The 23,764-nt window shown below is 70.4% G+C and carries 26 protein-coding genes and 1 tRNA gene; 16 read left to right on the top strand and 11 right to left on the bottom strand.

What is annotated here, in order from left to right; translation table 11 throughout:
- Positions 1-25: 25 nt before the first annotated feature.
- The 10 genes from ACFQV6_RS22530 to ACFQV6_RS22485 all read left to right on the top strand — a co-directional run bounded on the left by ACFQV6_RS22530 (position 26) and on the right by ACFQV6_RS22485 (position 8,086).
- Entirely contained in the window at positions 26-778 is a 753-nt protein-coding gene (locus tag ACFQV6_RS22530; protein WP_378029515.1) for a uracil-DNA glycosylase, read from the top strand.
- 43 nt (positions 779-821) lie between these two features.
- Positions 822-1,532: a DUF4129 domain-containing protein gene (locus tag ACFQV6_RS22525; RefSeq protein WP_378029514.1), complete on the top strand. Its 711-nt coding sequence runs from the start codon at positions 822-824 to the stop codon at positions 1,530-1,532.
- Positions 1,529-2,107: a hypothetical protein gene (locus ACFQV6_RS22520; protein ID WP_378029513.1), complete on the top strand. Its 579-nt coding sequence runs from the start codon at positions 1,529-1,531 to the stop codon at positions 2,105-2,107. Before ACFQV6_RS22525 ends, ACFQV6_RS22520 begins: the two co-directional genes overlap by 4 nt.
- Before the next feature lie 7 nt (positions 2,108-2,114).
- Positions 2,115-3,110, top strand: coding sequence for an AAA family ATPase (locus tag ACFQV6_RS22515; RefSeq protein WP_378029512.1), 996 nt, complete (start codon positions 2,115-2,117; stop codon positions 3,108-3,110).
- On the top strand, positions 3,103-4,437 hold the full coding sequence (locus tag ACFQV6_RS22510; RefSeq protein ID WP_378029511.1) for a DUF58 domain-containing protein: 1,335 nt from the start codon (positions 3,103-3,105) through the stop codon (positions 4,435-4,437). Before ACFQV6_RS22515 ends, ACFQV6_RS22510 begins: the two co-directional genes overlap by 8 nt.
- Before the next feature lies 1 nt (position 4,438).
- On the top strand, positions 4,439-5,002 hold the full coding sequence (locus ACFQV6_RS22505; RefSeq protein ID WP_378029510.1) for a hypothetical protein: 564 nt from the start codon (positions 4,439-4,441) through the stop codon (positions 5,000-5,002).
- A 98-nt stretch (positions 5,003-5,100) separates the two neighbouring features.
- A complete protein-coding gene (locus tag ACFQV6_RS22500) occupies positions 5,101-6,456 on the top strand; it encodes an NAD(P)/FAD-dependent oxidoreductase (RefSeq protein WP_378029509.1) in 1,356 nt (451 codons plus the stop codon).
- Between the two features lie 59 nt (positions 6,457-6,515).
- Positions 6,516-6,598, top strand: a tRNA-Leu gene (locus tag ACFQV6_RS22495).
- Positions 6,599-6,782: 184 nt separating this feature from the next.
- Complete coding sequence (locus tag ACFQV6_RS22490; RefSeq protein WP_378029508.1) at positions 6,783-7,610, top strand: Bax inhibitor-1/YccA family protein; 828 nt, start codon at positions 6,783-6,785, stop codon at positions 7,608-7,610.
- 167 nt (positions 7,611-7,777) lie between these two features.
- Complete coding sequence (locus ACFQV6_RS22485) at positions 7,778-8,086, top strand: hypothetical protein (RefSeq protein WP_378029507.1); 309 nt, start codon at positions 7,778-7,780, stop codon at positions 8,084-8,086.
- Positions 8,087-8,106: 20 nt separating this feature from the next.
- Here ACFQV6_RS22485 and ACFQV6_RS22480 read toward each other — a convergent pair whose 3' ends face one another.
- A complete protein-coding gene (locus ACFQV6_RS22480) occupies positions 8,107-8,562 on the bottom strand; it encodes a GNAT family N-acetyltransferase (protein WP_378029506.1) in 456 nt (151 codons plus the stop codon).
- Positions 8,563-8,608: 46 nt separating this feature from the next.
- Between ACFQV6_RS22480 and ACFQV6_RS22475 the strand changes: the two genes are divergently transcribed.
- Positions 8,609-8,929: a PadR family transcriptional regulator gene (locus ACFQV6_RS22475; RefSeq protein WP_378029505.1), complete on the top strand. Its 321-nt coding sequence runs from the start codon at positions 8,609-8,611 to the stop codon at positions 8,927-8,929.
- The gene (locus ACFQV6_RS22470; RefSeq protein ID WP_378029504.1) at positions 8,926-9,933 is read left to right on the top strand and encodes a hypothetical protein; all 1,008 of its coding nucleotides are present in this window, start codon (positions 8,926-8,928) and stop codon (positions 9,931-9,933) included. Before ACFQV6_RS22475 ends, ACFQV6_RS22470 begins: the two co-directional genes overlap by 4 nt.
- 79 nt (positions 9,934-10,012) lie before the next feature.
- Here ACFQV6_RS22470 and ACFQV6_RS22465 read toward each other — a convergent pair whose 3' ends face one another.
- The 4 genes from ACFQV6_RS22465 to ACFQV6_RS22450 form a co-directional block, all read right to left on the bottom strand.
- A complete protein-coding gene (locus ACFQV6_RS22465; protein ID WP_378029503.1) occupies positions 10,013-11,302 on the bottom strand; it encodes an Ig-like domain-containing protein in 1,290 nt (429 codons plus the stop codon).
- 301 nt (positions 11,303-11,603) lie between these two features.
- On the bottom strand, positions 11,604-12,845 hold the full coding sequence (locus ACFQV6_RS22460) for an acetyl-CoA C-acetyltransferase (protein WP_378029502.1): 1,242 nt from the start codon (positions 12,843-12,845) through the stop codon (positions 11,604-11,606).
- Positions 12,846-12,938: 93 nt separating this feature from the next.
- A complete protein-coding gene (locus ACFQV6_RS22455) occupies positions 12,939-13,727 on the bottom strand; it encodes an SGNH/GDSL hydrolase family protein (RefSeq protein ID WP_378029501.1) in 789 nt (262 codons plus the stop codon).
- Positions 13,728-13,744: 17 nt separating this feature from the next.
- Positions 13,745-14,845 carry an SGNH/GDSL hydrolase family protein gene (locus tag ACFQV6_RS22450; RefSeq protein WP_378029542.1) on the bottom strand — a complete coding sequence of 367 codons (1,101 nt, stop codon included), beginning with the start codon at positions 14,843-14,845 and terminating at the stop codon, positions 13,745-13,747.
- Positions 14,846-15,007: 162 nt separating this feature from the next.
- Between ACFQV6_RS22450 and ACFQV6_RS22445 the strand changes: the two genes are divergently transcribed.
- Positions 15,008-15,352, top strand: coding sequence for a YkvA family protein (locus tag ACFQV6_RS22445; RefSeq protein WP_378029500.1), 345 nt, complete (start codon positions 15,008-15,010; stop codon positions 15,350-15,352).
- Positions 15,353-15,355: 3 nt separating this feature from the next.
- Complete coding sequence (locus tag ACFQV6_RS22440) at positions 15,356-16,714, top strand: cystathionine beta-synthase (RefSeq protein ID WP_378029499.1); 1,359 nt, start codon at positions 15,356-15,358, stop codon at positions 16,712-16,714.
- An 87-nt stretch (positions 16,715-16,801) separates the two neighbouring features.
- Here the strand turns inward: ACFQV6_RS22440 and ACFQV6_RS22435 are convergent, their stop codons facing one another.
- Entirely contained in the window at positions 16,802-17,731 is a 930-nt protein-coding gene (locus ACFQV6_RS22435) for a S1C family serine protease (RefSeq protein ID WP_378029498.1), read from the bottom strand.
- A 179-nt stretch (positions 17,732-17,910) separates the two neighbouring features.
- On the opposite strand from ACFQV6_RS22435, the gene ACFQV6_RS22430 reads away from it, so the two are divergent.
- Positions 17,911-18,240 (top strand): hypothetical protein, encoded by a 330-nt coding sequence (locus ACFQV6_RS22430; protein WP_378029497.1) that lies wholly within the window; start codon positions 17,911-17,913, stop codon positions 18,238-18,240.
- Between the two features lie 351 nt (positions 18,241-18,591).
- Here ACFQV6_RS22430 and ACFQV6_RS22425 read toward each other — a convergent pair whose 3' ends face one another.
- From ACFQV6_RS22425 to ACFQV6_RS22410, 4 genes are all read right to left on the bottom strand, one after another.
- Positions 18,592-19,098: a GNAT family N-acetyltransferase gene (locus tag ACFQV6_RS22425; protein WP_378029496.1), complete on the bottom strand. Its 507-nt coding sequence runs from the start codon at positions 19,096-19,098 to the stop codon at positions 18,592-18,594.
- 38 nt (positions 19,099-19,136) lie between these two features.
- Positions 19,137-20,039 carry a ribonuclease Z gene (locus tag ACFQV6_RS22420; protein WP_378029495.1) on the bottom strand — a complete coding sequence of 301 codons (903 nt, stop codon included), beginning with the start codon at positions 20,037-20,039 and terminating at the stop codon, positions 19,137-19,139.
- Between the two features lie 287 nt (positions 20,040-20,326).
- Positions 20,327-21,280 (bottom strand): polyphosphate kinase 2, encoded by a 954-nt coding sequence (ppk2, locus tag ACFQV6_RS22415; protein ID WP_378029494.1) that lies wholly within the window; start codon positions 21,278-21,280, stop codon positions 20,327-20,329.
- Positions 21,277-22,704 carry a CHAD domain-containing protein gene (locus tag ACFQV6_RS22410; protein WP_378029493.1) on the bottom strand — a complete coding sequence of 476 codons (1,428 nt, stop codon included), beginning with the start codon at positions 22,702-22,704 and terminating at the stop codon, positions 21,277-21,279. The genes ppk2 and ACFQV6_RS22410 overlap by 4 nt, the downstream gene beginning before the upstream one ends.
- A 107-nt stretch (positions 22,705-22,811) precedes the next feature.
- Here ACFQV6_RS22410 and ACFQV6_RS22405 point away from each other — a divergent pair, with 107 nt between their 5' ends.
- Complete coding sequence (locus tag ACFQV6_RS22405; protein WP_378029492.1) at positions 22,812-22,979, top strand: hypothetical protein; 168 nt, start codon at positions 22,812-22,814, stop codon at positions 22,977-22,979.
- Positions 22,980-23,052: 73 nt separating this feature from the next.
- On the opposite strand, the gene ACFQV6_RS22400 is transcribed toward ACFQV6_RS22405, so the two are convergent.
- On the bottom strand, positions 23,053-23,379 hold the full coding sequence (locus tag ACFQV6_RS22400) for a hypothetical protein (RefSeq protein ID WP_378029491.1): 327 nt from the start codon (positions 23,377-23,379) through the stop codon (positions 23,053-23,055).
- Positions 23,380-23,764 lie beyond the last annotated feature (385 nt).

Genomic DNA, 23,764 nt, shown 5'->3' with positions numbered 1-23,764 from the left:
CGCGGCGGGATGTTGTGCTGTTCGGGTGCTTCCGTCCGACGCGTCCGCCCGTACCCCCGACGGGGTTGCCGCACAGGCGGCCGACGCCGCCTCACTCAGCGTGCTCGACGCCAGGATCGCTGACTGTTTCGCCTGCCCTCGCCTGGTCACATGGCGTACTGACATTGCCGTCACGCGCCGTGCGGCCTTCCGGGATCAGGAGTACTGGGGCCGCCCGCTGCCCGGCATCGGCGTCGCGGACGCCGCGATCGCCATCCTCGGCCTCGCGCCGGCCGCGCACGGTGGCAACCGCACCGGGCGCCTTTTCACCGGTGACCGCTCCGGCGACGTGCTGATCGCCGCGCTGCATCGTGCCGGGCTGGCCAACCAGCCGACGAGCGTGGCCGCCGACGACGGGCTGGAGCTGCGGCACACCCGGATCTTCGCGGCGGTGCGCTGTGCCCCTCCGGACAACAAGCCCCTGCCCTCCGAGCGTGACACCTGCGCACCCTGGATGCGGCGCGAGCTCGAACTGATCAAACCCAGTCTGCGCGTGGTGGTCGCTCTCGGTGGGTTCGCCTGGCAGGCGTGGTGGCCGGCGATGATCTCGGCGTACGGCGTGCGCCCACCCGTGCCCCGCCCGAAATTCGGGCACGGCGCCCTGGTCAGCGTCCCCGGCGCACCGGATCTGCTGGGATGTTTCCACGTCAGCCAGCAGAACACGTTCACCGGCAGGCTCACCCCGGCGATGCTGGACGGGGTGTTCGCCCGTGCGAAGGCTCTGGCGGGCCTGGCATGATGCGAGCGCCGACAATCCTCGAGTCACGGATCTGAGCCCCCGCATGGACCTCGCCGCACTGCGCCGATGGTGGCCACTGGCCGCCGTCGTCGGGCTGCTCTTCGTGCTCTCGCTGGCCGCCACCCGGTCGTCGCCCCAGCTGGACAACATCACCCCGCAGGCGACCGCGACCACCACCGCGCCGCCCCTGCTGCCGCCCCGCACCAGGGAACCCACCCTGGCACCCACCGAGGAGCCGGTGCCGGAGGCGGCCCGCAGCCTGCCCAGCTGGATGGGCAACGCGGCGCTCGGTGTGCTCGGCGTCACCGGCGTCGCGATGGTGGTGGGCCTGTCGTGGGCGCTGATCCGCGATCACCTGCGCCGGCGTGGCCGGCGCAGCGGGCGGCGCGACCAGCGCCGGCCGCCACGGACCGCCGAGGACCTGGTGGCCGCCCTCGACGCCGGCCTGGAGGAGCTCTCGGACACCGACCGCGACCCGCGCCGTGCCGTGATCGCCTGCTGGGTGCGCCTGGAGGACGCGGCCGCCGCTGCCGGTACCCCGCGTAGCCCGGGGGACAGCCCCACCGACCTGGTCGGACGGTTGCTCGCCGAGCAGCAGGTGGACGCGGGAGTGCTCGCGGCGCTGCTGGAGGTCTATCGCGAGGCGCGGTATGCGACGCACACCGTGGATGACCAGATGCGCACCCAGGCACGGCTGGCCCTGCAACGGCTCCGCACCGACCTCGGCACCGACCGCAGTGGAGTGCCGGCATGAGCGACGCGGGACTGGATGATCTTTTCGGGGCGGCGGCACCGCAGGCGCCGGTCGAAGAGGTCGTCGTCGTGGAGAAGCGCCGCTCGCGGGTTCCCCGGCTGCTGGGTGAGGCGCTGCTGATCGGCGTGACGACAGTGGTGATCGTGGCCGGCCTCAGATCCGCCTCGGTCAGCATCCCGCTGGTGCTGATCATCGCCGCCCTGATCGGCCTCCGCGTGATCATGTATGCCGCCTCGCAGGTCGCGCCGCCGCCCGTGCCGCGCCTGCGCTCCCAGACCAAGTCACCGGAAACACGTGCCGTCGACGCCCTTCGCTCCGCCGTCCGCCGCTGGGAGCGGAACCTGGACCAGGCACATTCGGACCCTGATCTTTATGCGCGTAACGTTCTGCCGGTGCTCGCCGAGCTGACCGACGAACGGCTGCGGTTGCGGCACGGCGTCACCCGGGCCAGTGACCCCCGCCGCGCCCGGGAGTTGCTCGGGGAGGAACTCTGGTCGGCGCTGTCCGACCCGGGTCGGCGTGGCCTCCGGTCGCGCGACATCGAGGCCCTTGTGAACGCACTGGAAAGACTGTGAGAGAGGCGTGCCGGTGACCCAGGCTCTTCCCCCGTACGAGGTCGGGCGGCTGGCCGGATCGATTCTCGACTCCGTCGGCACCGTGGTGGTCGGCAAGCGGGAGTCGCTGGAGCTGGTGCTGGCCGGCATCCTGGCCGGCGGTCACGTGCTGCTGGAGGACCTGCCCGGTCTCGGCAAGACGCTCACCGCCCGCTGCTTCGCGCAGGCACTCGGACTCGACTTCCGCCGGCTGCAGTTCACCCCCGACCTGCTGCCCGCCGACGTCACCGGCTCCTTCCTCTACGACCAGCGCAAGGGCGACTTCTCGTTCCGGGCCGGGCCGATCTTCACCAACATGCTGCTGGCCGACGAGATCAACCGGACGCCGCCGAAGACCCAGGCCGCCCTGCTGGAGGCGATGCAGGAGAAGCAGGTCTCGGTCGAGGGTGTGACCTACCGGCTGGACCCGCCGTTCCACGTGGTGGCGACCGCCAACCCGATCGAGTACGAGGGCACGTACCCGCTGCCCGAAGCCCAGCTGGACCGCTTCATGCTGCGGGTGTCGTTCGGCTACCCGACTGCCGAGGAGGAGTGGGACGTCCTGCGCCGCCGGATGTCGCGGCGCCAGGAGGAGGCCCAGCTCGCCCCGGTGGTGAACGCGCAGACCCTCCAGCTGATGCAGGCCGCGCTGGAGTCGGTGGCGGTGGAGGACTCCATCGGCCGCTACATCGTCTCGCTGACCTCGGCCACCCGGGAGCACGGCGCGGTGCTGGTCGGCTCGTCACCCCGTGGCTCCCTCGCGTTGCTGCTGCTGGCCCGTGCCCGTGCCGCGATGGCCGGCCGGGACTACGTGGTGCCGGAGGACGTGAAGGACGTCGCCGTGCCGGCGCTGGCGCACCGCATAACGCTGCGGCCGGAGATGTGGCTGCGTCAGGTCAACCCGGCGTTCGTGGTGCAGGAGGTGCTCTCCGCGGTGCCCGCACCGGCCAGTGGTGCGCTTCCGACGTACGCGCGGCATGACTGATCCGTCGCCGCCCGCGGTTGTGGAGCCGGCCGACCGCCAGGCCTGGGTGCCCACCCGGGCGCTCGGCCGTACGGTCGTGCTCACCGGCGTGCTGCTGCTGCTCGGGGTGGCGCTGGGCCGGGTCGACCTGGTGCTGCTCGCCGCGCCGTTCGCGATCGGCGCCGCCCTCAACCTGCGCCGCACCCCACGCGCGGCTCCCGAGATCACCATCACCACCGGCGAGGACCACATCGTCGAGGGCGGCGAGGTCGAGGCCGGGCTGACCGTCGCGAACCCCGAGGCGGTCGGTTACGACCTGGTCGTCGTCCGTACGCGTACCTCGCCGTGGCTGCGGCTGGAGCAGGCCGACCGGCCGTTCGCGATCACCGTGCCGTCCGACGGCTGGGCCGCCATCGACCTGCCGGGCGAGGCGCTGCGCTGGGGCCGGCAGGACGTCGGACCGGCCGCCGCCCGTGCCGCGGCCTGCGGTGGCCTGCTCGCCTCCCGCCCGGTGGTCACCCCCGCGCGCGGCGTCCGCGTCTACCCGGTGACCGAGCCGTTCAACGCGACCGAGGCGATGCCCGCCGCGGCGGGTCTGGTCGGCGCGCACCGCTCCCGGCGGCCGGGCGAGGGCGGTGAGCTGGCCGGCGTCCGGCAGTTCGCACCCGGCGACCGGCTGCGCCGCATCGACTGGCGGGTCTCGCTGCGGACCCGGGACCTGCACGTGGCGTACACGCTGTCGGACCGGGACGCTGAGGTGCTGCTCCTGCTCGACGTGCTCGGCGACGTCGGCCTGCCCGGCGGTGTACGCGGCAAGTCCTCGGTCCTGGACACCACGGTCCGGGCCGCCGCCGCTGTCGCCGAGCACTACCTGCACCGTGGCGACCGGGTCTCCCTGCTCGAGTACGGCGCCGGTGCCCGCCGGCTGCGCGCCGCCTCCGGCCGCCGCCAGTATCTGACCGTCCTGGAGTGGCTGCTCGACGTCCGCGCCGACCCCGTGGAGTCCGAGCAGTACGAGCACGTCTACGGCCTGCACAACGTCTCGTCGTCAGCGCTCGTCGTCGTGCTCTCCCCGCTCGTCGACCCGCGCGCCGCCGACATGCTGGCCCAGCTCACCCAGTCCGGCCGCTACACCGTCGCCGTCGACACGCTGCCGCCCGACGCCGCCCCGCCGGTCCGTAACCAGTGGACGCCGATGGCCACCCGGCTGTGGCGGGTCGAACGGGAGAACGTGCTGGGCAGGCTGCGCGAGCATGGCGTACCGGTGGTGTCCTGGGCCGGTGCCGGCAGCCTGGACCTGGTGCTGCGGGACGTGGCCCGGATGGCCTCCGCACCGAGGGGGCGCTGACGTGCTGACCGCGATCGCCCGCCGGGTGGACCGGGTTCGCGTCGCTGCGGGGCGCGCGACTGCCGTACCCGTGCTGGTCCGCTTCGGAATTTTGCTCTGTGGGCTGCTCGCCATGGTCGTCGCCTGGCCGATCGAGCTGCTCTCCGGCCGCTATCTGATCGTGCTCGCCCTGGTCGCGCTCTGGCCCGCTGTGTCACCCCGGGGCCGCGGCGGTACGGCCTCCGCCCTCTTCGCCGTCGGCGGCTGGATCGTCGACACGGCCGGTTTCGACTCGCGGGTGGCGTTGTGGCGGGTCCTCGTCCTCGCCGCGCTGCTCTACCTGGCGCACACCCTGACCGCGCTCGCCGCCCTCCTGCCGTACGACGCGATGGTCAACCTCGACGTGCCGGGGCTCTGGCTGGGCCGCGCGGGAGTGGTGATCCTGATCTCCGCGGTGCTGATCGTGCTCGCTCTGGGGCTCACCGCCGATCTGGGTGGCGACGCGTTCCAACTGGCGACCCTGGTGGGCCTGGCAGCAGCTGTGGGCGTGACGCTCGTGCTGGCACACGCCGTCAGAAGGCGCTGAAAGTCCCGCTCAAACTGTGCCCTAAGGCACTTGACTTTCAAGGTTGCGATGGTCACAGAACGACGCATGGAGCGGCCCGCGCGCGCGACAATGGTGGCGTGAATCCGCCGCGCATCGTTGTCGTAGGAGCAGGTCACGTCGGGCTTTACACCGCCCTCCGCCTGTCCAAGAAGCTCAACCGGAACCGGGCCGAGGTTGTAGTCATCGACCCCGTTCCGCACATGACTTACCAGCCGTTCCTGCCTGAGGCAGCGGCCGGGAGCATTTCGCCGCGACACGCTGTGGTGCCGCTGCGCCAGGAGCTGAAGAAGTGCCGGATCGTCTCCGGTGAGGTGACCCGCGTCGAGCACGCCCGCAAGACGCTCGAGGTTCAGCCGATCGACGGCCCGGCCTACGAGATGGAGTACGACCACATCATCGTGGCGCCCGGCTCGGTCTCGCGCACCCTGCCGATCCCCGGCCTGAGCGACATGGGCATCGGGCTCAAGACCATCGGCGAGGCCATCTACCTGCGTAACCACATCCTCGACCGGCTGGACGTCGCCGCTGTGACGCCCGACGAGGAGGTCCGCAAGGCGTCGCTCAACTTCGTCTTCGTCGGCGGTGGCTTCGCCGGCATCGAGGCGCTCGCCGAGATGCAGGACGTCGTCTCCGACGCGCTGAAGTACTACCCGGAGCTGGACCCCACGGAGGTCCACTTCATCCTGGTCGAGGCGACCAACCGGATCCTGCCCGAGGTCGGGCCCGACATGGGCGCGTACGCCGCCCGGCAGCTCGCCGCCCGCGGTGTCGACCTGCGCCTGGAGACCCGCCTGGACTCCTGCGTCGACGGCCGGATCGAGCTCTCCGACGGGGACAAGTTCCGCGCCGAGACGCTCGTCTGGACTGCCGGTGTCAAGCCGTCGCCGATGCTGAAGCGCACCGACCTGCCGCTCGGCCCGCGCGGGCACGTCAACTGCCTGCCCACCCTCCAGGTCGCCACGCTCGACGGCGAGCCGCTGGACGGCGCCTGGGCCGCGGGCGACTGCGCCCAGGTTCCGGACCTGACCAACCCGGGCGCCTGGTGCTCACCGAGCGCCCAGCACGCGGTGCGGCAGGCCACGGTGCTCGCCGACAACATCCGCCAGGTGGTCCTGGGCGGTGCTCCCAAGGAGTACCGGCACAAGTACGCGGGCAGTGTCGCCGGCCTCGGCATCAACAAGGGCGTCGCGCACGTCTACGGCATCAAGCTCAAGGGCTACCCGGCGTGGCTGATGCACCGCCTCTACCACGTGAGCCGGATCCCCTCGACGAACCGCAAGGTCCGCGTGCTGGCCGACTGGTTCCTGGCGTTCCTGTTCAAGCGGGAGACCGTGGCACTGGGCCAGCTGCACCACCCGCGTGAGGAGTTCACCGAGGTCACGCCGCCGGTGACCAGGCCGTCGGCGAAGAAGGTCGGCGCCGGCTCGCGCTGACGGCGAGCCATGGCCGATTCCGCCGCCCGGGCGGCACCAGCTACGGTGTTCGCAGGCCCGCCCGGGTGGTGGAATGGCAGACACGGCCGCCTTAAAAGCGGCTGCCTCACAAGGCGTGCGGGTTCGAGACCCGCCCCGGGCACCGGTCTCGCGGCCGCGGCGTGCAGCCGCGGCCGCGATTTTGTTCACAACCCGCGCTGACCTGCGATGACAGACGGCATTTTCAGCCTGCTCACAGCTTCGGGGTACGGCGCGATGTGGATATAGCGCTTACTCTTGAGCGACAGGTAGGCACAGCGCCGCATCCTCAAGGGAGGCTGGAAACAGTGAAGACATCGAACCCGGTGCTCTCGCGCCTCGGCCAGGCGGCCGAGCGGGAGCGAGCGGCCGGATACGGGCCGGCCGGCCAGCCGGGTTACGGTCAGCCGGGCTACGGCGAACCTTACCCGACGGCTTCGGGCTATCCCGCTTCTCCGCCGGCCGTCCGGCCGATGACCATCGACGACGTCGTGGTCAAGACGGTGACCCTGCTGGGCATCACCGGCATCTCCGCGATCGCCGCGTGGAACCTCATCCCGGACTCGCTCACCGGCGCGGCCTGGATGGGTGCCGCGCTGACCGGCCTCGTGCTCGGTCTTGTCATCTCGTTCATGCGGATGGCCAACCCGGTGCTCGTCGTGGCGTATGCGGTGATCGAGGGCGTCTTCGTCGGCATGGTGAGTAAGTACTTCACCAACATCCTCGGCTTCGAGGGCATCGTGCTACAGGCGGTGGTCGCCACCTTCGGCGTCTTCTTCTTGATGGCAATGCTCTACAAGGCCAGGGTCATCAGGGCCACGCCGAAATTCACCAAGGCGCTCATCGCGATCATGGGTGGCCTCTTCGCGGTCATGCTGATCAACTTCGTGCTGGCGATCTTCGGGGTCAACACCGGCCTGCGCGACGCCGGCCCCATCGGCTACATCTTCAGCCTCGTCTGCATCGTGGTGGCCTCGCTGAGCTTCATCCTGAACTTCAACGAGATCGAGGAGGGCGTGCGGATGGGTCTTCCGCAGCGCTACTCCTGGACCGCGGCCTTCGGCATCCTCGTCGGCCTCATCTGGCTCTACCTGGAGATCCTCCGCCTCCTGGCGTACCTCCAGGGCGACGACTGACACCGGCACACCTCCAGAACGGCGACTGACGTCAGTCACGTCGTCACCACGCAACGCTCGGTCCGTCTCCCCGCGGACCGGGCGTTGTCCCGTTCCTGAGCCCCTGCAACGCCCGCTCCGCCCGCCGCGGACGGGGGCGTTGCCCCCTCCCCGGGTACCTTTACGCCGTGTCCGACTTCGCGACCTCGATCGACCGCCTGCTCACCCTGGTCCACCACTGGGCGGAGACCCGATGGTCGGCCCCCTCCGGCACCGGCACCCGGGCCGAGATGGTCCACACGCTGGTCCAGCAGCTGGCCGACCTGGGCGCCGAGGCCGAGCACCGCCCGTCCCGCCCGGTTCCGCGGATGCACCACCTGGTACTGCCCGACCAGCTCCGCGTCCTCGCCGACGACCTCCTGGCCGCCGACCCCTCCGACGACGTCCTGACCAGGGCAACCGCTGAGGTCGACCGGGTGCGCGCAGCCCTGAGCTGAACATCGGCCGTCAGCCGCCCTCAGCGCTTGCCGAGGGTCAGGCTCAGGTGCGCCAGGCCTTCCACCGGGCGGAAGCCCGCCGCGCGATAGAGGCCCAGCGCCGGGCCGTTCTCCGGCTCCGTCACCAGCGACACACGAAGTGCGCCCGCGGCGCGAGCCTCAGCTACGACATGATCCAGCAGCGTGCGAGCGATTCCGGCACGGCGATGGTCAGGAGCAACAAACAGATCGCGTACGGACCACGCAGCACCCAGCCGCAGTGACGCCGGCAGCACAGCACTGGTGATCAGCCCGCCGAGCCGAGCCCCATCCGCGGCGACGGCCATCCGTAGCCGGCCCACCGTCAGCTGCTCCGCCAGCCACTCCCGGGTGCGCAGCGGGTCGGAAACCTCCCCGTAGTGCACGCGGTACTCGTCGAACAACGTTGCCGCCTGCTCGAACGCCTCGTCCCCGGGTGTCATCGCACGGATCTTCATGCGACTACCCTATGCAGAACTAAGGATAGCGGTCTAGGGTCGCGTCATGAGTCCGCTGCGCATGACGACCCCGCGCCTGCTGGCGCTGCGGGCGTTCCTCGACGATCCCGCCCAGGAGCGGTACGGACTCGACCTCGCTCAGCAGGCCGGCCTCGAACCCGGCACCGTCTACCCGATCCTCGTCGCCTTCGAGGCCGCCGGCTGGCTCTCCAGCCGTGCGGAAGAGGTGAACGTGTACGTCGAGGGACGCCCGCGCCGTCGCTACTACCGGCTCACCGCGGCCGGCGTGACCGCTGGCCAGGAGGCCGTCGCGGCCGCCGAGAAGCGCCGCAGCGCCCGCACCGGCTCGCGGCGGCTGGCGTGGTGACCGCTGACGGGGCCGTCGTGGCGCTGCTGGCGAGGCTGCTACCCGCCGCATTCCGGGAGCGGCAGCGGGCCGAGTGGGCCGCGGACCTGTCCGACCTGGCGGCCCACGGCCCGGCGGTGCGCCTGCGCTATCTGCTGGCGGCCGCCTGGACCCTGCCGGAGTTGCGCTCCGCCGTGCGTGCGGACCGCGCGAAACGGCTGTCGTGGCGCGGCCTGCGGGCGGGTCTGGGCCGCCCCGGCAACCCGGGGATCGTCGTGCTCGCGGTGCTGGTGTCGGTGCTGGCCGGCCTCTTCGGCGCGGCCGGCGCCACCCGGATCGGCTGGGAGTTCGCCGCGCCGCTGCCGGCCGGTGAGCAGGCCGACGCGATCAAGCGGACGGTTTTTCCGGGGGTCACGGTCATCGAGGCGCCCCTGGAGGGGCCGGAGGGTGAGCGGGTCGAGTTCGGCGGGACCGGCTACGCGGTTGATCCCGCCGGCCCGGGCGACATCGGTGCGCTGGTGCCGGGTTTGGCCGACCGGCTGGTGGCCGCGGGTTGGCGGATCGTCGAGCACCCGGACGCCTCGGCGCCCGGCTTCGCGCTCTACCCGGCCGCGGCCGAGGTGCGTGCGGTCCGCGGCGGGCTGAAGCTCTACTACGACGGCGGCACCGCGTTCACCGTCGGCCGGGCGGTGCCGTCCTGGATGGTCTGGGTCGCCGTCGCTGGCGCCGTGTTCGGTGCCCTGGTCGGCTGGCTGGTCACCGGCTGGGCCGGGCGCCGTGCAGCGGAGGGGTCGGCCGCCGCCCAGCTGGCCGGCATGCTCACGTGGCCGACCGTGATCGTCATGCTGGTCCTGCTGCTCGGCCGGCTGCTGGGCCGTCCGGGCGGCCAGACCTGGCAGGACATGTTCTACGACCACCTGCTCTATATCGTCGGTGGCTCGCCGCGATGGGTGGGTGTGGTGGCCCTGGCAGCTATGGGTGTGATCGCCGCCCTGGGCCGCCGCCGCACCCCCGAGCCGACCTGAGCGCGCCGGTCTGAGCGCGACCGGCCCGGAGCCCGGAGCGGCCCGGCCCGGAGCGGCCCGGCCCGGCCCGGAGCGGGCTCTAGCGCCGATAGGTGCGCGTGGTCGTGTACTTGACGTTCCCGGCGCGGTCGTAGGCACGGAGGCGGACCGTGAACTTCTTGCCGTACTTCTTCGGGTTGAGGGTGAATTTGTAAGTGGACCTGGTGTCGGTCGCGACGGCCTTGCCGTTGACCAGCAGCTGCACCCTGGCGACGCCGAAGCGGTCGGCGGCCTTCGCGGTGACGGTGACACGCTTCGTCACCCGGGCCCTGTTCTTCGGTGCCTTTCCGAAGGACACGGTGGGCCTTCGGTTGTCGATCGTGATAGGGCGCCGGACGTCGGTGACGTTGCCGGCCCGGTCGGCGACCCACCACCGCAGCGTGTGCCGGCCGTCCGCCAGAAAACTGGTGTCGACCCGGCCTCGCCACGGCGCCTTGGTCACGGAGTCGACGTTGGTGCTGTCGACGAAGATGTCGAACAGGCCGATTCCCGAGGCGTCACGCACGCTGGTGACCGTTATCGGGACGATGCCCCGCAGATAGGCTCCGGCGGCCGGGGCGACAGTGACGACCGGGCGGGTGTTGTCCACCAGGATCGTCCGCCGGTACTCGGTCATGTTGCGGGCAGTGTCGAAGGCACGGACGGTGAGCGAGGCCGGTCCCTCGGCCGCCGCGGGGTCCCAGTGCAGGAAGGTCACCGAGGCGCCGGTGGACTCGATCACACGGTCGCCGGACAGCAGCTGCACCTGCCTGATGCGGAACTCGTCCGCGGCCTCCACGGCGATCTCACCGCCGGCCCTGATGAACCCGTTCTGGTAGACGCGCAACGTGGGCGCGGTGTGGTCGACCCAGCCGTCGATCACCTCGTCCCACGTTCGCCCCTGCTCGTCGTAGGACCGCGTGGTCAACCGCACCGTTCCCTCCGGGTGGGAACGGGTGTCCCACGTGGCTGTCCACGTGTCACCGGACGCGGTGCCGACCACCTCGCCGTCCGCAAGCAACTCGACCTTCGCCAGCCCGGCAGCGGCGGCTGTCTCCTGGTCCAGGAGGCCGCCACCCTGCGTCTCCTGGATGAGCCAGAAGCGCGTGGTGACCACGCCACCGTAGGGGCCGCCGGCGTCCATCTGCACCCGCAACAGCGCGCTTTCCGGCACCGCGGCGGCGTGTGCGGGGACCGCTCCACCCGCGAGCACCAGAGCCGTGGACGCCGCCACCAGAGCCGTGGACGCCGCCACCAGAGCCGTGGACGCCGCCACCAGAGCCGTGGACGCCGCCACCAGAGCGGTGGAGGCAGCTACCTGAAGCCGTCCGCAGGCTCCACGCCAGGTCATTCGCACTCCGCCGCCTCAAGAAGACGTTTGTCGATGTGGGGAGCAGTGTAGATCGAGCGCGACCACTTACGCAGGCCGCCCGGTGGGCCGAGCGGTCCGGACGCGCCAGCGGCCGGCTCGGGTCGCCGGGTCCTCGGCGGGAGCGGCGGTCCGCACCCACCACCCCGCTACGAGATCAAGCTCTTGATCTTGATCCCGTGGCGAGGCGAGCGGATCCCGTGGCGAGGCGAGCGGATCTCGTAGCGACGCGAGCGGATCTCGTGGCGAGGCGAGCGGATCTCGTGGCGGGCAAGCGGAAGGATCAGATGCGCTCCAGGACCATTGCCATGCCCTGGCCGCCGCCGACGCACATGGTTTCGAGGCCGATGGTCTTGTCGTGCCAGTCGAGGGAGTTGAGCAGGGTGCCGGTGATGCGCGCGCCGGTCATGCCGAAGGGGTGACCGATGGCGATCGCGCCGCCGTTGACGTTGAGCTTGTCCAGGGGGATGCCGAGGTCCTTGTAGGACGGGATGACCTGTGCGGCGAAGGCTTCGTTGATCTCGACGAGGTCGACGTCGCCGATGGTCAGGCCGGCGCGCTGGAGGGCCTGCTTGGAGGCCTCGACGGGGCCGTAACCCATGATCTCCGGCGAGAGGGCCGTGACGCCGGTGGAGAGGATGCGGGCGAGGGGCGTGATGCCGAGCTCGCGGGCCTTCGTGTCGCTCATGATGACGACCGCGGCGGCGCCGTCGTTGAGCGGGCAGCAGTTGCCGGCGGTGACCCGGCCGTCGGGGCGGAAGACCGGCTTGAGCTGCGAGACCGCCTCGAGGCTGACGCCGGGGCGGGGGCCGTCGTCCTTCGACACGACGGTGCCGTCGGGGAGGGTGACCGGGGTGATCTCGCGGTCCCAGAAGCCGTTCGCGATGGCCTTCTCGGCGAGGTTCTGGCTGCGGACGCCGAACTCGTCCATCTCCTCGCGGGAGACGTTCTTGAGCTGGGCGAGGTTTTCCGCGGTCTGGCCCATGGTGACGTAGATGTCGGGGACGGCGCCGTCCTCGCGCGGGTCGTGCCAGGTCTTGCCGCCCTGGGCGAACGACGCGGTACGGGCTTGGGCCTCGTCGAAGTACGGATTCTGCCAGCCGCCGCCGACCAGCTCCTGCGCTGCCGAGGGCAGGCCGTCGGAGCTGCCGCGGGCGAAGCGGGAGACGGTCTCGACCCCGGCGGAGACGAAGATGTCGCCCTCGCCGGCCTTGATCGCGTGGAACGCCATGCGGGTGGTCTGCAGCGAGGACGAGCAGTACCGGGTGATCGTGGCACCGGGCAGGCCGTCCAGGCCCAGCTTGGTGGCGATCACGCGGGCCTGGTTGAAGCCCTGCTCGCCGCCGGGCAGACCGCAGCCGAGGTAGAGATCCTCGATGAGGGTGCGGTCGAGCTGCGGCACCTTGTTCAGGGCGGCGTCGACGATCATGGTGGCGAGATCGTCGGGACGCAGATCCTTCAGCGATCCCTTGTGGGCGCGTCCGATGGGGGAGCGGGCAGTGGCGACGATGACAGCTTCCGGCATGGCCCCAGTTTACTTACCGGTAACATGGTCGGAAGTGCAGATTTGTCACACGCTTTTCGGTACGCCATGTCACTGGTGCTCCGGCGCCTCTACTCAGACGCCCTGCATCGCTGCCTTCGCGACCGCGGGGAACAGGGCGTGTGCCCACACCCGATAGCCGTCGGCGGAGGGGTGGAAACCGTCGTAGCAGAGCGTTCCGGCGTCGGCCCGGAACACGGCTCCGGTCTCCGCCGCCAGGTCCACGACCACACCGCCGGCCTCGGTGACCGCCTTGGCCTGGGCCTTCGCCATGCGGCGGCCGATCAGGCCGGCGATCTGCCGCAGCGGCGGCGCCAGCGACCGGGACGCCGCGAGGTCCGGGCAGGTACCGACGACGACCTGGACGCCCGCCGAGCGCAGCCGCCGCACGGCCTGTCCGAGATGGGCCGCCGAGTCTTCCGGACTGCGGCCGGACGCCGCGTCATACGACCCGATCAGCACCACCGCGACGTCGGGACTGTCGCCGAGCAGCGCCCGGGCCACCTGGGTGGCCAGGTCGCTGGAGCGGGAACCGGCCACGCCGACGCTGGAGAGCAGGACGTGCCGCTGGCCGGAGTCGGCGGAGCCGTCGGCGAGCAGGCGCGCCAGCTGGCCGCCCACGGTGTCGGAGAGCCACTCCACGCCGACGCCGACCGCGGCCGAGTCGCCGAGCAGCACCAGGCGCAGCGGCGGCGCGGACGCCGGGCCCATCGAGGTGCGCAGTGCCAGGCCCATGGTGGGCTTCGCGTAGCGGCGGGCCTTGGCGGCGAGCAGCTCGCCGGCGAGCAGGGCGGCACCGCCCACCGCACCGGCCAGCAGGCTCGTGGCCGCGGCCTTGCTCAGTCGTTCCGGCAGTCCGGCCATGATCCCGCCTCCCCGCATCAGCCGACTTGATGATCCTCTGGGGTATACCCTACGGCGCCGTCCGGCGGGAGACCGCCGGGAATTGTCGTGGCCGGCTTGGTGTGGAACCAGTGCCGGGGCTCGCCGAACCATGGATGCCGGCGCAGTTGAGCCCACCGCCCGGCCGGGCCGCGATCGCGACCGTCGACCCGGGTCGGGCTGACCTCGGTGCCCGGTGCTCGGACCGCCTCGTCGGCCGCCTCGGGCAGGGTACGGAGCCCCTCGGTGACCGGCGCCGCGGTCCGATCGTCCTCGCCGAGGGCGGCAAGCACGGTCGGCATCATCACGGCCGCAACCCGTGCGTACCCCTCCGCGGAGGGGTGGAAACGATCCGAGCTGAACATCCGCACCGGGTCCGCCTCGAACATCGGGCCGAGCAGGTTGCCGAGGGAGACGGTCCGCCCGCCGGCCTCGACCACGGCGACGGTCTGCGCGGCGGCGAGCTGCCGGCTCCACCGCCGGGCCAGCCAGCGCAGCGGCGGCTTGATCGGCTTGATCGCGCCGATGTCCGGGCAGGTGCCGACCACCACGCGGCAGCCGGCGGCACGCAACCTGCGCACGGTGTCCGCCAGGTGGCCGACGGCGGAGTTCCGCGCCGACGCGTGCGTGACGTCGTTGCCGCCGATCAGGATCACCGCGATGTCCGGTGAGTACTCCAGGGCGGCGTCCACCTGATAGGGCAGGCCGGCGGAGACGACCCCGACCACGGCCAGCCGGTGCAGGCGCACCGGGCGGCGCAGGCGGCGGGAGATGCCGGTGGCGAAGAGCGCCCCGGGTGTCTCGCGGGGGCGGTGCACGCCGTACCCGGCGGCCGACGAGTCGCCGAGGATCACCAGGGTGAGCGTCCTGCCGGCGAACTTGGCCCCGTAGAGCCCGTCACCGCGGGGCGGGGGTGCCTCGGCCATCGGGATGACCCGGCGCGCCTCGGCCGCCTGGCGCATCAGCAGACCGGCCGAGAGCGCGGCCAGCCCGGCGACCGTCCCGGTCACCTGCCCGGCGACCCGGCCGGCAGCCTTGATCCGGTGCCGGTCCTCGTCGGAGAGATCCCGGATCCGTGCCGTCGCGCTTGTCCAGTCGATGGTGCTCACAGTCTCCCTCGCTGTCTTCCTCGCCGTCACTCGAAGGGAACCATCCGGTGGGTATTCGAGGCTAACTCGCGTTGGCGAGGGGGTATCTCGCGTCGGCGAGAGGCAATTCTGGCGTACCCAAGTCATGCTGGAGTGGCGGAGAGGGGAACAAAGATGGCCAAGACGTTGAAACGTGCGGCGGCGTTCACAGCACTCAGCCGGGCATTGACGGCCGGCTCCAGGGGAGGACCGTCGCTCGGCAAGCGGCTGGCGGCGCTGCCCCGGATGATCGGCGCCACCACTCGCGGTGAGTATGACGGCGGGATGCGGCTGGCGCTGATGACGGCCGCGACCGTCTATGTGGTGTCACCGATCGACGCGGTTCCGGAGGCGCTCCTCTGGGTCGTCGGGCTGATCGACGATGCCGTCATGGTGACCTGGCTCGCCGGCGCGATGCTCGCCGAAACCGACCGGTTCCTGGAGTGGGAACGGACCAACGGCCACCTGGTCGTAAAGTAAAGCGTGCGCTATTACGACAATGTAGTCGAGATGATCGGCAACACCCCGCTGGTCCGGCTGAACAGTGTGACCGATGGCATCAGCGCGACCGTGCTGGCCAAGGTCGAGTACATGAACCCGGGTGGCTCGGTCAAGGACCGGATCGCGCTGCGGATGGTGGAGGACGCCGAGAAGGCGGGCCTGCTCAAGCCGGGCGGGACGATCGTTGAGCCGACCAGCGGCAACACCGGTGTCGGACTGGCCCTCGTGGCACAGCGGCGCGGATACAAATGCGTTTTCGTCTGCCCCGACAAGGTCAGCGAGGACAAGCAGAACGTCATGCGGGCGTACGGCGCGGAGGTGGTGGTCTGCCCGACCGCCGTCGCGCCGGAGGACCCGCGTTCCTACTACAACGTCTCGGCCCAGCTGACCCGGGACATCCCGGGCGCCTGGAAACCCGATCAGTACAGCAACCCGGCCAACCCGCGTTCCCACTACGAGCAGACCGGGCCCGAGCTCTGGGACCAGACCGGCGGGAAGATCACCCACTTCGTGGCGGGCGTCGGTACCGGCGGCACGATCAGCGGCGTCGGGCGGTACCTCAAGGAGCAGGGGCCGGTCCGGGTCATCGGAGCGGACCCGGAAGGCTCGGTGTACTCGGGCGGCACCGGCCGGCCGTACCTGGTGGAGGGTGTCGGCGAGGACTTCTGGCCGACCGCGTACGACCGTGACGTCACCGACGAGGTCATCGAGGTCAGCGACTCCGACTCGTTCGAGATGACCCGCCGGCTGGCCCGTGAGGAGGGCCTGCTCGTGGGCGGTTCCTGCGGGATGGCCGTGGTGGCGGCGCTCGAAGTGGCCCGTAAGGCCGGTCCGGACGACGTGATCGTGGTTCTTCTTCCGGACGGCGGGCGCGGTTACCTGTCGAAGATCTTCAACGACAAATGGATGGCACGGTACGGGTTCCTGCGTACCCAGGAGGGCACGCCGACGGTGGCGGACGCCCTGGCCCGCAAGGGTGCGGAGATTCCGCCCCTGATCCACGTCCACCCGACCGAGACGGTGCGTGACGCGATCGACTACATGCGGGAGTACGGGGTCAGTCAGCTCCCGGTCCTCAAGGCTGAGCCGCCCGTGGTGACCGGTGAGGTGGCGGGGTCGATCGCGGAGAAGGCGCTGCTGGATGCGCTGTTCACGGGGCAGGCCCATCTGCACGACACGATCGAGCGGCACATGAGCGAGCCGCTGCCGATGATCGGCGGGGGAGAGCCGGTGGCGGAGGCGGTCGTGCTGCTGGAGAAGTCGGATGCCGCGATGGTGCTGGTGGATGGGAAGCCCGCGGGGGTGCTCACCCGGCAGGACCTACTCAACCACCTGTCCTGAGGTACCCGCTCCACTGCTTCGCGATCTTGTGGGCTTCCGCTGCGCCGTTGGGGTGGATGCCCACAAGATCGCGCTGGGGCGTGGGCGTCAGTTGAGTTCGGCGGGTAGGGCTACCACGTCCACCAGGGCGTTGCGGCGGAGCAGGGTGACCGGCAGGTCGACACCGATCGCCGGACCCAGCATCAGCCGCTGCAGGGCCTGCACCGTCTGCACCGGCCCACCACCCGCGCTGACCAGGATGTCGCCGAGATAGATCCCGGCGAGACCAGCCGGGCTCCCCGGCACCACCTCCACCACCCGCAGACCCTGCTTCTGGCCGAGCCGGGCAGCGAGAACAGGCGGCAAGGGCACCGGTACGCCGGCGACTCCCAGCCAAGCCCGCCGCACCCGCCCACTGGCCACCAGCTCCCCGATGATCGAACGGGTAGTGGCGTTGACCGGCACCGCGAGTCCGAGCCCGTACCCCGCGACCGCCGTGTTGATCCCCACGACCGTGCCGGACGAGTCGGCGAGCGCCCCTCCGGAGTTACCCGGGTTGAGGGCGGCGTCGGTCTGGATGACGTTGTCGATGATGCGCAGCCGCCTGCCGTCCCGGGCGGGCAGTGACCGTCCCAGCCCTGACACGACTCCGGCGGTCACCGAACCGGCCAGGCCCATCGGGTTCCCGACAGCCACCACCAGCTGGCCGATCCGCAGCCCGTCGGCGTCACCGAGCGGCGCCGCCGGTGCGCCCGGTCGCTGTACCCGGACCACGGCGAGGTCGGAGAGCGCGTCCGCGCCCACCACCTCGAACGGTGTCTCGGTGCCGTCGGCGAAGGCCGCCGAGCCGTCGGTGGCCCCGGCGACCACATGTGCGTTGGTGAGCAGAAAACCGTCGTCGGTGAAGGTGACCGCCGAGCCGGCTCCACCCCGTGGCGACCGGACCGTGAGGGCGGCCACCGAGGGCAGCAGGCGAGCGGCGACGCCGGTGACCACCCTGCTGTAGGCGTCGAGCGCCTCGGATTCTTCGGTGTCCATGTGACAGTCAACCGCTTGCTGAGCGGCGTCGATGCCCGAACGGCGTCCGCCGACGGCGAACAGCGGCCGGTCACGGTCCGTCGCCGCAGTCGCACAGACAGTCCGACCGGCCGATGGTCCGCTGCTGTTGTATGTGTCGTGACGGAGCTATGAGCCACTCCAGGACGAAGGGGTAGGGGATGGTCGACGTCGATGAGGCGGCGCCCGCCGACATCGTGGACCGCCTGCTGTGGCGGGACGCGCAGCAGATGCTCAGCCGCCATACGGCGGCGAGCACGAGTGGCGACTGTGTCTGGTGTGGATGGCGCTGGCCCTGTTCGGCCCGCAGGCTGGCCGAACGTGCCGACGCGGTGGCACGGCGCCCGTGGCGTGAAGCCTGGACGCTGCGGCACGACGTGAACAGCATGCGGACCCTGCCCGGCCGTCAGTACGGCCTGGACACCTCGGCACCCGGATATCACGACGGGGCGCCCGGACATAACGACCCGCAGTGGAGGTACTTCGACTGACCTGACGACCATGACGTCGCCGAAAACAGCTTGACCGTCCCCCGGCAAGCAGCGGCTTCCCGGCCCGGCTGACGTCACCCGGCGGTGACGCCGGAGCGCCCCGCCAGCGCTTCGGCATCCCGCGCCCAGACCCGCCCTTGAACTGGTTATCCGGATCGGCACGCCTCCGCCGATCCGCGCCTCCGGCCAGGCGCACCGGTTCGGGCGGGGCGGTGGGCGGGAGTGCGTGACTACAGGTTCCCCCGCATTCACTCGGTTGCGTACTCCCGCCCAACCAGCAGCAACCCCCACCACGGAACGCCCGTCGCATCCCCCCGCGGCGGGCGTTCCGCGTGGTGCGCCCGCTTCTGATCAGAGCGGGTGGCAGTAACGCACCTGCGGGAGCGGCTGATCGTTGATCGGGGCCACCCGGGTAGCGCCGTCCGGGGTCCAGCCGCCGCGTTCGTAGAAGCGGCGCGCCACCTTGTTGCCCTCCAGCACCCACAGCACCGCGCGCCCGGCACCGCAATCGGCCAGCTCCTCCAGCGCGCGGATCATGAGCAGGCGCCCCACACCCGTACCGATCCGGTCCGGGTCCAGGTGAATGGCATAGAGCTCCGCGGCGCCGGCCGTCTCGCTCGGCCCGATGTAGCTGAAACCGATCAGCTCACCGGCGTCCTCGGCGACGATCATCCGGTGGGTCTCCTGCTCCCACTTCCACCGTTCCACCCACCACTCGACGAACATCTCCGGGCCGCGAGCGGCGAAGGATCCGGGGTCGTCGAGCTGGTCCGCATAGGCGGCGGCGCGTGAGCGGTGGTGCAGCGCACCCACCCCGGCCTGGTCGTCAGCTGTCGCCGGGCGAAGAGACACGGTCATGCTTCGACCGTAGCCCGTCGTGGCCCGTCCGCCTTCGATCAGGGAGCCGGCCTGCGAGCCGGCAGCGGCACGCGGAGGAGGTCCTCAGCGATCACAATCGGACCGTCGAACTCCTTGCGAGCCTCGTCGAGGAAGCGCTCAGCGTCCTGGTAACGCTGCGAGAAATGAGTCAGAACCAGCTTCCGTACGCCTGAAGCGCGCGCCACCGCCGCCGCCTGCCCGGCCGTCAGGTGACCCACCTGCTCGGCCATCGCGGCGTCCTCGGCCAGGAACGTGGACTCGATAACGAGCATGTCCACGCCTTCGGCCAGTGCGTACACGCTGTCACACAGGCCGGTGTCCATCACGAAGGCGAACCGCTGGCCGGTACGCACGGTACTGACCTGCTCCAGGGTGACGTCACCGAAACGGCCGGTGCGCTGCAACTCGCCGACAGCCGGCCCGCTGATGCCGTGCCGGGCCAGGAGCTCGGGCAGCATCCGCCTGGCGTCCGGTTCCACGAGCCGATACCCGTACGTCTCGATCGAATGCCGCAGTGGCAGCGCGGTGAGGCGCCCGGCGGAGGTCTCCACGGCGAAGCCCGCGCCGACCGGGCCGGGCACGATTTCGGCGTTGTCCCAATAGCTGGTGGCGTGGCGCAGGCGGTCGAAGAAGGCCTGGCCGCCGGCGGGGTAGTGGACCGTGACCGGGTGCGGAACGCGGTCCAGCGAGATCCGCTGGAGAATGCCGGGCAGGCCGAGGCTGTGGTCGCCGTGGAAGTGGGTGATGCAGATCCGCTTGAGCGGCGTGACCGGCAGGCCGGCCAGCAGCATCTGCCGCTGGGTGCCCTCGCCCGGGTCGAAAAGGATCACCTCGTCGTCCCAGCGCAGCAGGTAGCCGTTGTGGTTGCGGTGTCTGGTCGGCACCTGGCTCGCCGTGCCGAGGACGACCAACTCGCGCATGCTGACCCCCGGATATGAAGCGACCCCAGGGGACTTCCTCGCACGCTAGCGCGGGCGAGGTCCGGTCGGACTAGGCCGGATCCCCTGGGGTCGGGTGGCTGTCTGGTACTCGCCGGGCCGCTGCCACACGGTCTCGACGTCTTACTTCAATAACGAAGCTGTCAAGGACAGCGGCTAGCGGACAGCCACCTCACGAGTCCCGTTGCTATACAACTTCGGACCACCTCCCTTCACGTGTACGGCCACGTTAACCACTTCGGGAGGGCCGTGCCAACGAATTTAGATCACTACAGGCGAGGGAATACGCGGGGCGACATCTCGGTGCTTTCCACTACCAGCGAGGCGGGGCCGACGACCAGCGGATCCGGGGTGCCGACCAGCTGCGGGTCCTTGCCGTTGTAGTCGAAGCGGTGCAGCACGTGCCGCATCGCCTCGAGCCGGGCCCGCTTCTTGTCGTTGCTCTTCACCACGGTCCACGGCGCGTCGGCGGTGTCCGTGTAGAAGAACATCGCCTCCTTCGCCTCGGTGTAGTCGTCCCACTTGTCGAGGGACTCCAGGTCCATGGGGGAGAGCTTCCACTGGCGGACCGGGTCGACCTGGCGGATCGCGAACCGGGTGTGCTGCTCGCTCTGGGTCACCGAGAACCAGAATTTCACCAGATGGATGCCGGAGCGGACGAGCATCCGCTCCAGCTCCGGTGTCTGGCGCATGAACTCCAGGTACTCCGCGCGGCTGCAGAAGCCCATCACCCGCTCCACGCCGGCCCTGTTGTACCAGGAGCGGTCGAAGAGCACGATCTCACCGGCGGCGGGAAGGTGCTTGAGATAACGCTGGTAGTACCACTGCGTGCTTTCCTTCTCGTTCGGCTTCTCCAGGGCGACGACCCGGGCGCCACGCGGGTTCAGATGCTCCATGAACCGCTTGATCGTGCCGCCCTTGCCCGCCGCGTCCCGGCCCTCGAACAGGATCAGCAGCCGCTCCCCGGTCTCCTTGCACCAGTTCTGCAGCTTCAGCAGCTCGATCTGGAGCAGCCGTTTGTCATGGTCGTACCCGATGCGAGGGAGCCGTTCGTCGTACGGGTAGTCCTCGCGCCAGGTGTCGACCGGGCTGCCGTCAGCCTTCAACAGTTGCGGATCGTCGTCCTCGTCGTCCACCACTCGATAGCCGCTCAGCTCGGCGATCGGGCCCTCGTAGGGGAGCGTGGTCAAGTCGTCGCGTTCGAGGTCCATGTCGGTACTCATGTCTTCGCCAGCCACCGCCGTACCTTCTTGCGCCGGGAGGCCCGCACCATCGCGGGCACAGCTGCCAGCGTCTCTTTACCCACTTGTTCCTGCCTGCCATACAGCACGCCGAAATGAAAACTGTCGGAACCCAGTTCTCGCAGGATCTCGCGGGCGACGGTGGAGTCCTGGTGTGCGCCGAGGCCGTCCTGGAGGGCGGTGAGCGCCTTCACCAGCTCCTTGGCGGGCTTGCCGGCCTCCGGTGCGATCAGCTCGACGGCGTACCGCGCCTTCTTGAAGCCCTTGCGCGCCTCGTGGATCTCCTCGTCGACGCCGTGAGCCATCGCGACGTCCAGCTCGTCGTCGGCCTTCTGGAGAACCTTGCGGGCCCGCTTCACCGGGTCGCCGGCCTTCGGCGGCTCCGCGTCGACGAGCTCGTCGATGCGGTCCAGCAGATCCAGGTAGCGGTCGGAGTCGAGCGCCTCGGCAAGCTCGTCGCGCCCCTTCGCGATCCGATGGTCCAGGCTGTGCCTGATCCGCTGCGCGGCCGGCTCGAACTCGGGCCCGGACTGCTCCACCCCGGCCAGCAGTTTCTCCTCCAGCACCTGCGGATCGCGGACCGCACCCAGCATCCCGGCGAGCCAGCGCAGCTCGTCAGCGACCTGGTTCTCCGGGAACCACCGCCGGTAGGTCTTCAGCGTGCTGCGCAGGCGGCGGGTGCCGACACGCATCTTGTGCACGCCCTCCTCCTCGCCACGGCGGGCCGCGGGGTCGTAACCGAGGATGGCGTCGCGCTGCTCACGGGCGTACCGAAAGACGGGGTTGACCTTGCCGTTGACCTTTTTTGATCGGCTCGCGGCAAGTCGCCCGGCGAGCGCCCGCGCCACCTTGGAAGGCCCCGCCGCCGGACGCGCGCCCGCGGCGATCAACGCCTCCTCGACCGCGTCGAGCAGCACCGCGCTGCCGTCGACCAGCTCGACCTCGACCTCCTGCCAGGAGGTCACCTCGCCGTCCGACTCGGCCCGCACCTGATCCTGCGCGACCAGCGCAAGTGTGCGGCCCTTGGCGTCGCGCAGCGGCGTCTCCACCCGGTGCGTGCACAGCCGCGCGACCGGCTTGAGCGGCTCCCGCCGGACGATGATCCGGACGATGTTCGTCAGCTCGTCCGGCACCGTGTCGGCACCGCCCTGCACCCGATGTTCGGTACGCCCGTCACCGTCACCGGGCGTCTTCAGGTGCCAGCCTGCGTCGTTCCCACCGGTACGCCGCCGAAGCGTCCGGCGGTTTTTCATCAGCCGCAGGTCATCGGTGTCGAAATACGTTGCATCGAGATCATGTATCTCGGGTTCGTCGACGCTGGCGATGCCGGCCGCACCGACCAGGTCAGGAAGCTCGAAGGACTCGGGGACGTCGTATTTGCGCTCGGTCTCGGTGGCGATCTCCACGAAGTCAATGGTGCCCTCTTCCGGGGCTCTGACACAGGGGAGTCTCAGGTTCCGATGTCATCGTGGTGGCCGGTCGTTGTGATGTCGTGATGGTTGGGGAGTGCTGCATGGAGGAGAAGTCCGAACGTCGTCCCGTCTCGCTGGCCGGCCTGCGCCTCATCGGCGCGGGTGCTGTTTTGGGGCTGGCCCTCGCGGTGCCGGCGTCACCGGCGCAGGCCGAGACGCCCCGGCCGCCGGCTGCACCGGTTGCCGAGCACGACGCTCCGGAGGAGTAGGCCTCTGTTACGTGCGGTTGCGGCCTTTGTCAGGTGCGGCTGCGGCCTTTGTCAGGTGCGGCTGCGGCCTTTGTCAGGTGCGGCTGCGGTCACGGCCGCGTAGGTATTGCGCCCGGGCGTAGTTGGCGGTGGCGGCGCCGTAATACATCGTGGCGAGGCTGACGTGGAAGTTGTTGTTGGTGATCGCGTTCTTGGCAGTGTCCGACGCCGACCACCGAAGGTCGGCGTCCGTGGCACTGATCCCGCGGCGCGCACACCGCTGCCGGTTCATCTCCTTGCCGGTCCGCCAGGTCTCCATCGCAGTCTCGGCTTCGCGCATCATCGCGCGGCCCTGCTGTAAGAGGTATTCGGCCAGATCCCAGGAGGACAACTCGTCCTCGTTGTTGTGACGCAGTGACATGATCCACCTCCCACTGTGGGTCATGTCCGAGTGTCAGTGAGATGTACTGACATGTCGACTTTTTTCGATCGCGCGCGTGAATTCGTGCCCGCGCCCTTGCGGATTCCAGGCCTCTCGCTTTGCCGCTCCTTTCGCCTTGCTGCTGGTCTCGCCTGCTGCTCCTCCCGGCGTGTTGCGCGCGGGCCGGCGTCGAAACCGCCCCAGGCCGGCCTCGAACTCGGCTCCCAGCGCTGCCTCACGGTCGACGTTGACACAGCTCTGACGCCCAGCCGGTCAACCCAGCTGGCGCTCAGGGGTGCCTCGTGCCCGTTTCGTGACCGCTGAGTGCCAGCCGGTCGGCCCAGCTGGCGCTCAGGGGTGCCTCGTGCCCGATTTGTGACCGCTG

The organism is Actinoplanes sp. GCM10030250 (assembly GCF_042666575.1).
Lineage (GTDB): Bacteria > Actinomycetota > Actinomycetes > Mycobacteriales > Micromonosporaceae > Actinoplanes.
This window is presented reverse-complemented; position numbering and strand designations above follow the sequence as displayed.

Bases quoted from the DNA above. Each gene is read 5' to 3' on its own strand.
- ACFQV6_RS22525 (WP_378029514.1), top strand. From the start codon at position 822: ATGGACCTCGCCGCACTGCGCCGATGGTGGCCACTGGCCGCCGTCGTC.
- ACFQV6_RS22520 (WP_378029513.1), top strand. From the start codon at position 1,529: ATGAGCGACGCGGGACTGGATGATCTTTTCGGGGCGGCGGCACCGCAG.
- ACFQV6_RS22510 (WP_378029511.1), top strand. From the start codon at position 3,103: ATGACTGATCCGTCGCCGCCCGCGGTTGTGGAGCCGGCCGACCGCCAG.
- ACFQV6_RS22480 (WP_378029506.1), bottom strand. From the start codon at position 8,562: ATGAAGATCCGTGCGATGACACCCGGGGACGAGGCGTTCGAGCAGGCG.
- ACFQV6_RS22475 (WP_378029505.1), top strand. From the start codon at position 8,609: ATGAGTCCGCTGCGCATGACGACCCCGCGCCTGCTGGCGCTGCGGGCG.
- ACFQV6_RS22465 (WP_378029503.1), bottom strand. From the start codon at position 11,302: ATGACCTGGCGTGGAGCCTGCGGACGGCTTCAGGTAGCTGCCTCCACC.
- ACFQV6_RS22460 (WP_378029502.1), bottom strand. From the start codon at position 12,845: ATGCCGGAAGCTGTCATCGTCGCCACTGCCCGCTCCCCCATCGGACGC.
- ACFQV6_RS22455 (WP_378029501.1), bottom strand. From the start codon at position 13,727: ATGGCCGGACTGCCGGAACGACTGAGCAAGGCCGCGGCCACGAGCCTG.
- ACFQV6_RS22445 (WP_378029500.1), top strand. From the start codon at position 15,008: ATGGCCAAGACGTTGAAACGTGCGGCGGCGTTCACAGCACTCAGCCGG.
- ACFQV6_RS22435 (WP_378029498.1), bottom strand. From the start codon at position 17,731: ATGGACACCGAAGAATCCGAGGCGCTCGACGCCTACAGCAGGGTGGTC.
- ACFQV6_RS22430 (WP_378029497.1), top strand. From the start codon at position 17,911: ATGGTCGACGTCGATGAGGCGGCGCCCGCCGACATCGTGGACCGCCTG.
- ACFQV6_RS22425 (WP_378029496.1), bottom strand. From the start codon at position 19,098: ATGACCGTGTCTCTTCGCCCGGCGACAGCTGACGACCAGGCCGGGGTG.
- ACFQV6_RS22420 (WP_378029495.1), bottom strand. From the start codon at position 20,039: ATGCGCGAGTTGGTCGTCCTCGGCACGGCGAGCCAGGTGCCGACCAGA.
- ppk2 (WP_378029494.1), bottom strand. From the start codon at position 21,280: ATGAGTACCGACATGGACCTCGAACGCGACGACTTGACCACGCTCCCC.
- ACFQV6_RS22405 (WP_378029492.1), top strand. From the start codon at position 22,812: ATGGAGGAGAAGTCCGAACGTCGTCCCGTCTCGCTGGCCGGCCTGCGC.
- ACFQV6_RS22400 (WP_378029491.1), bottom strand. From the start codon at position 23,379: ATGTCACTGCGTCACAACAACGAGGACGAGTTGTCCTCCTGGGATCTG.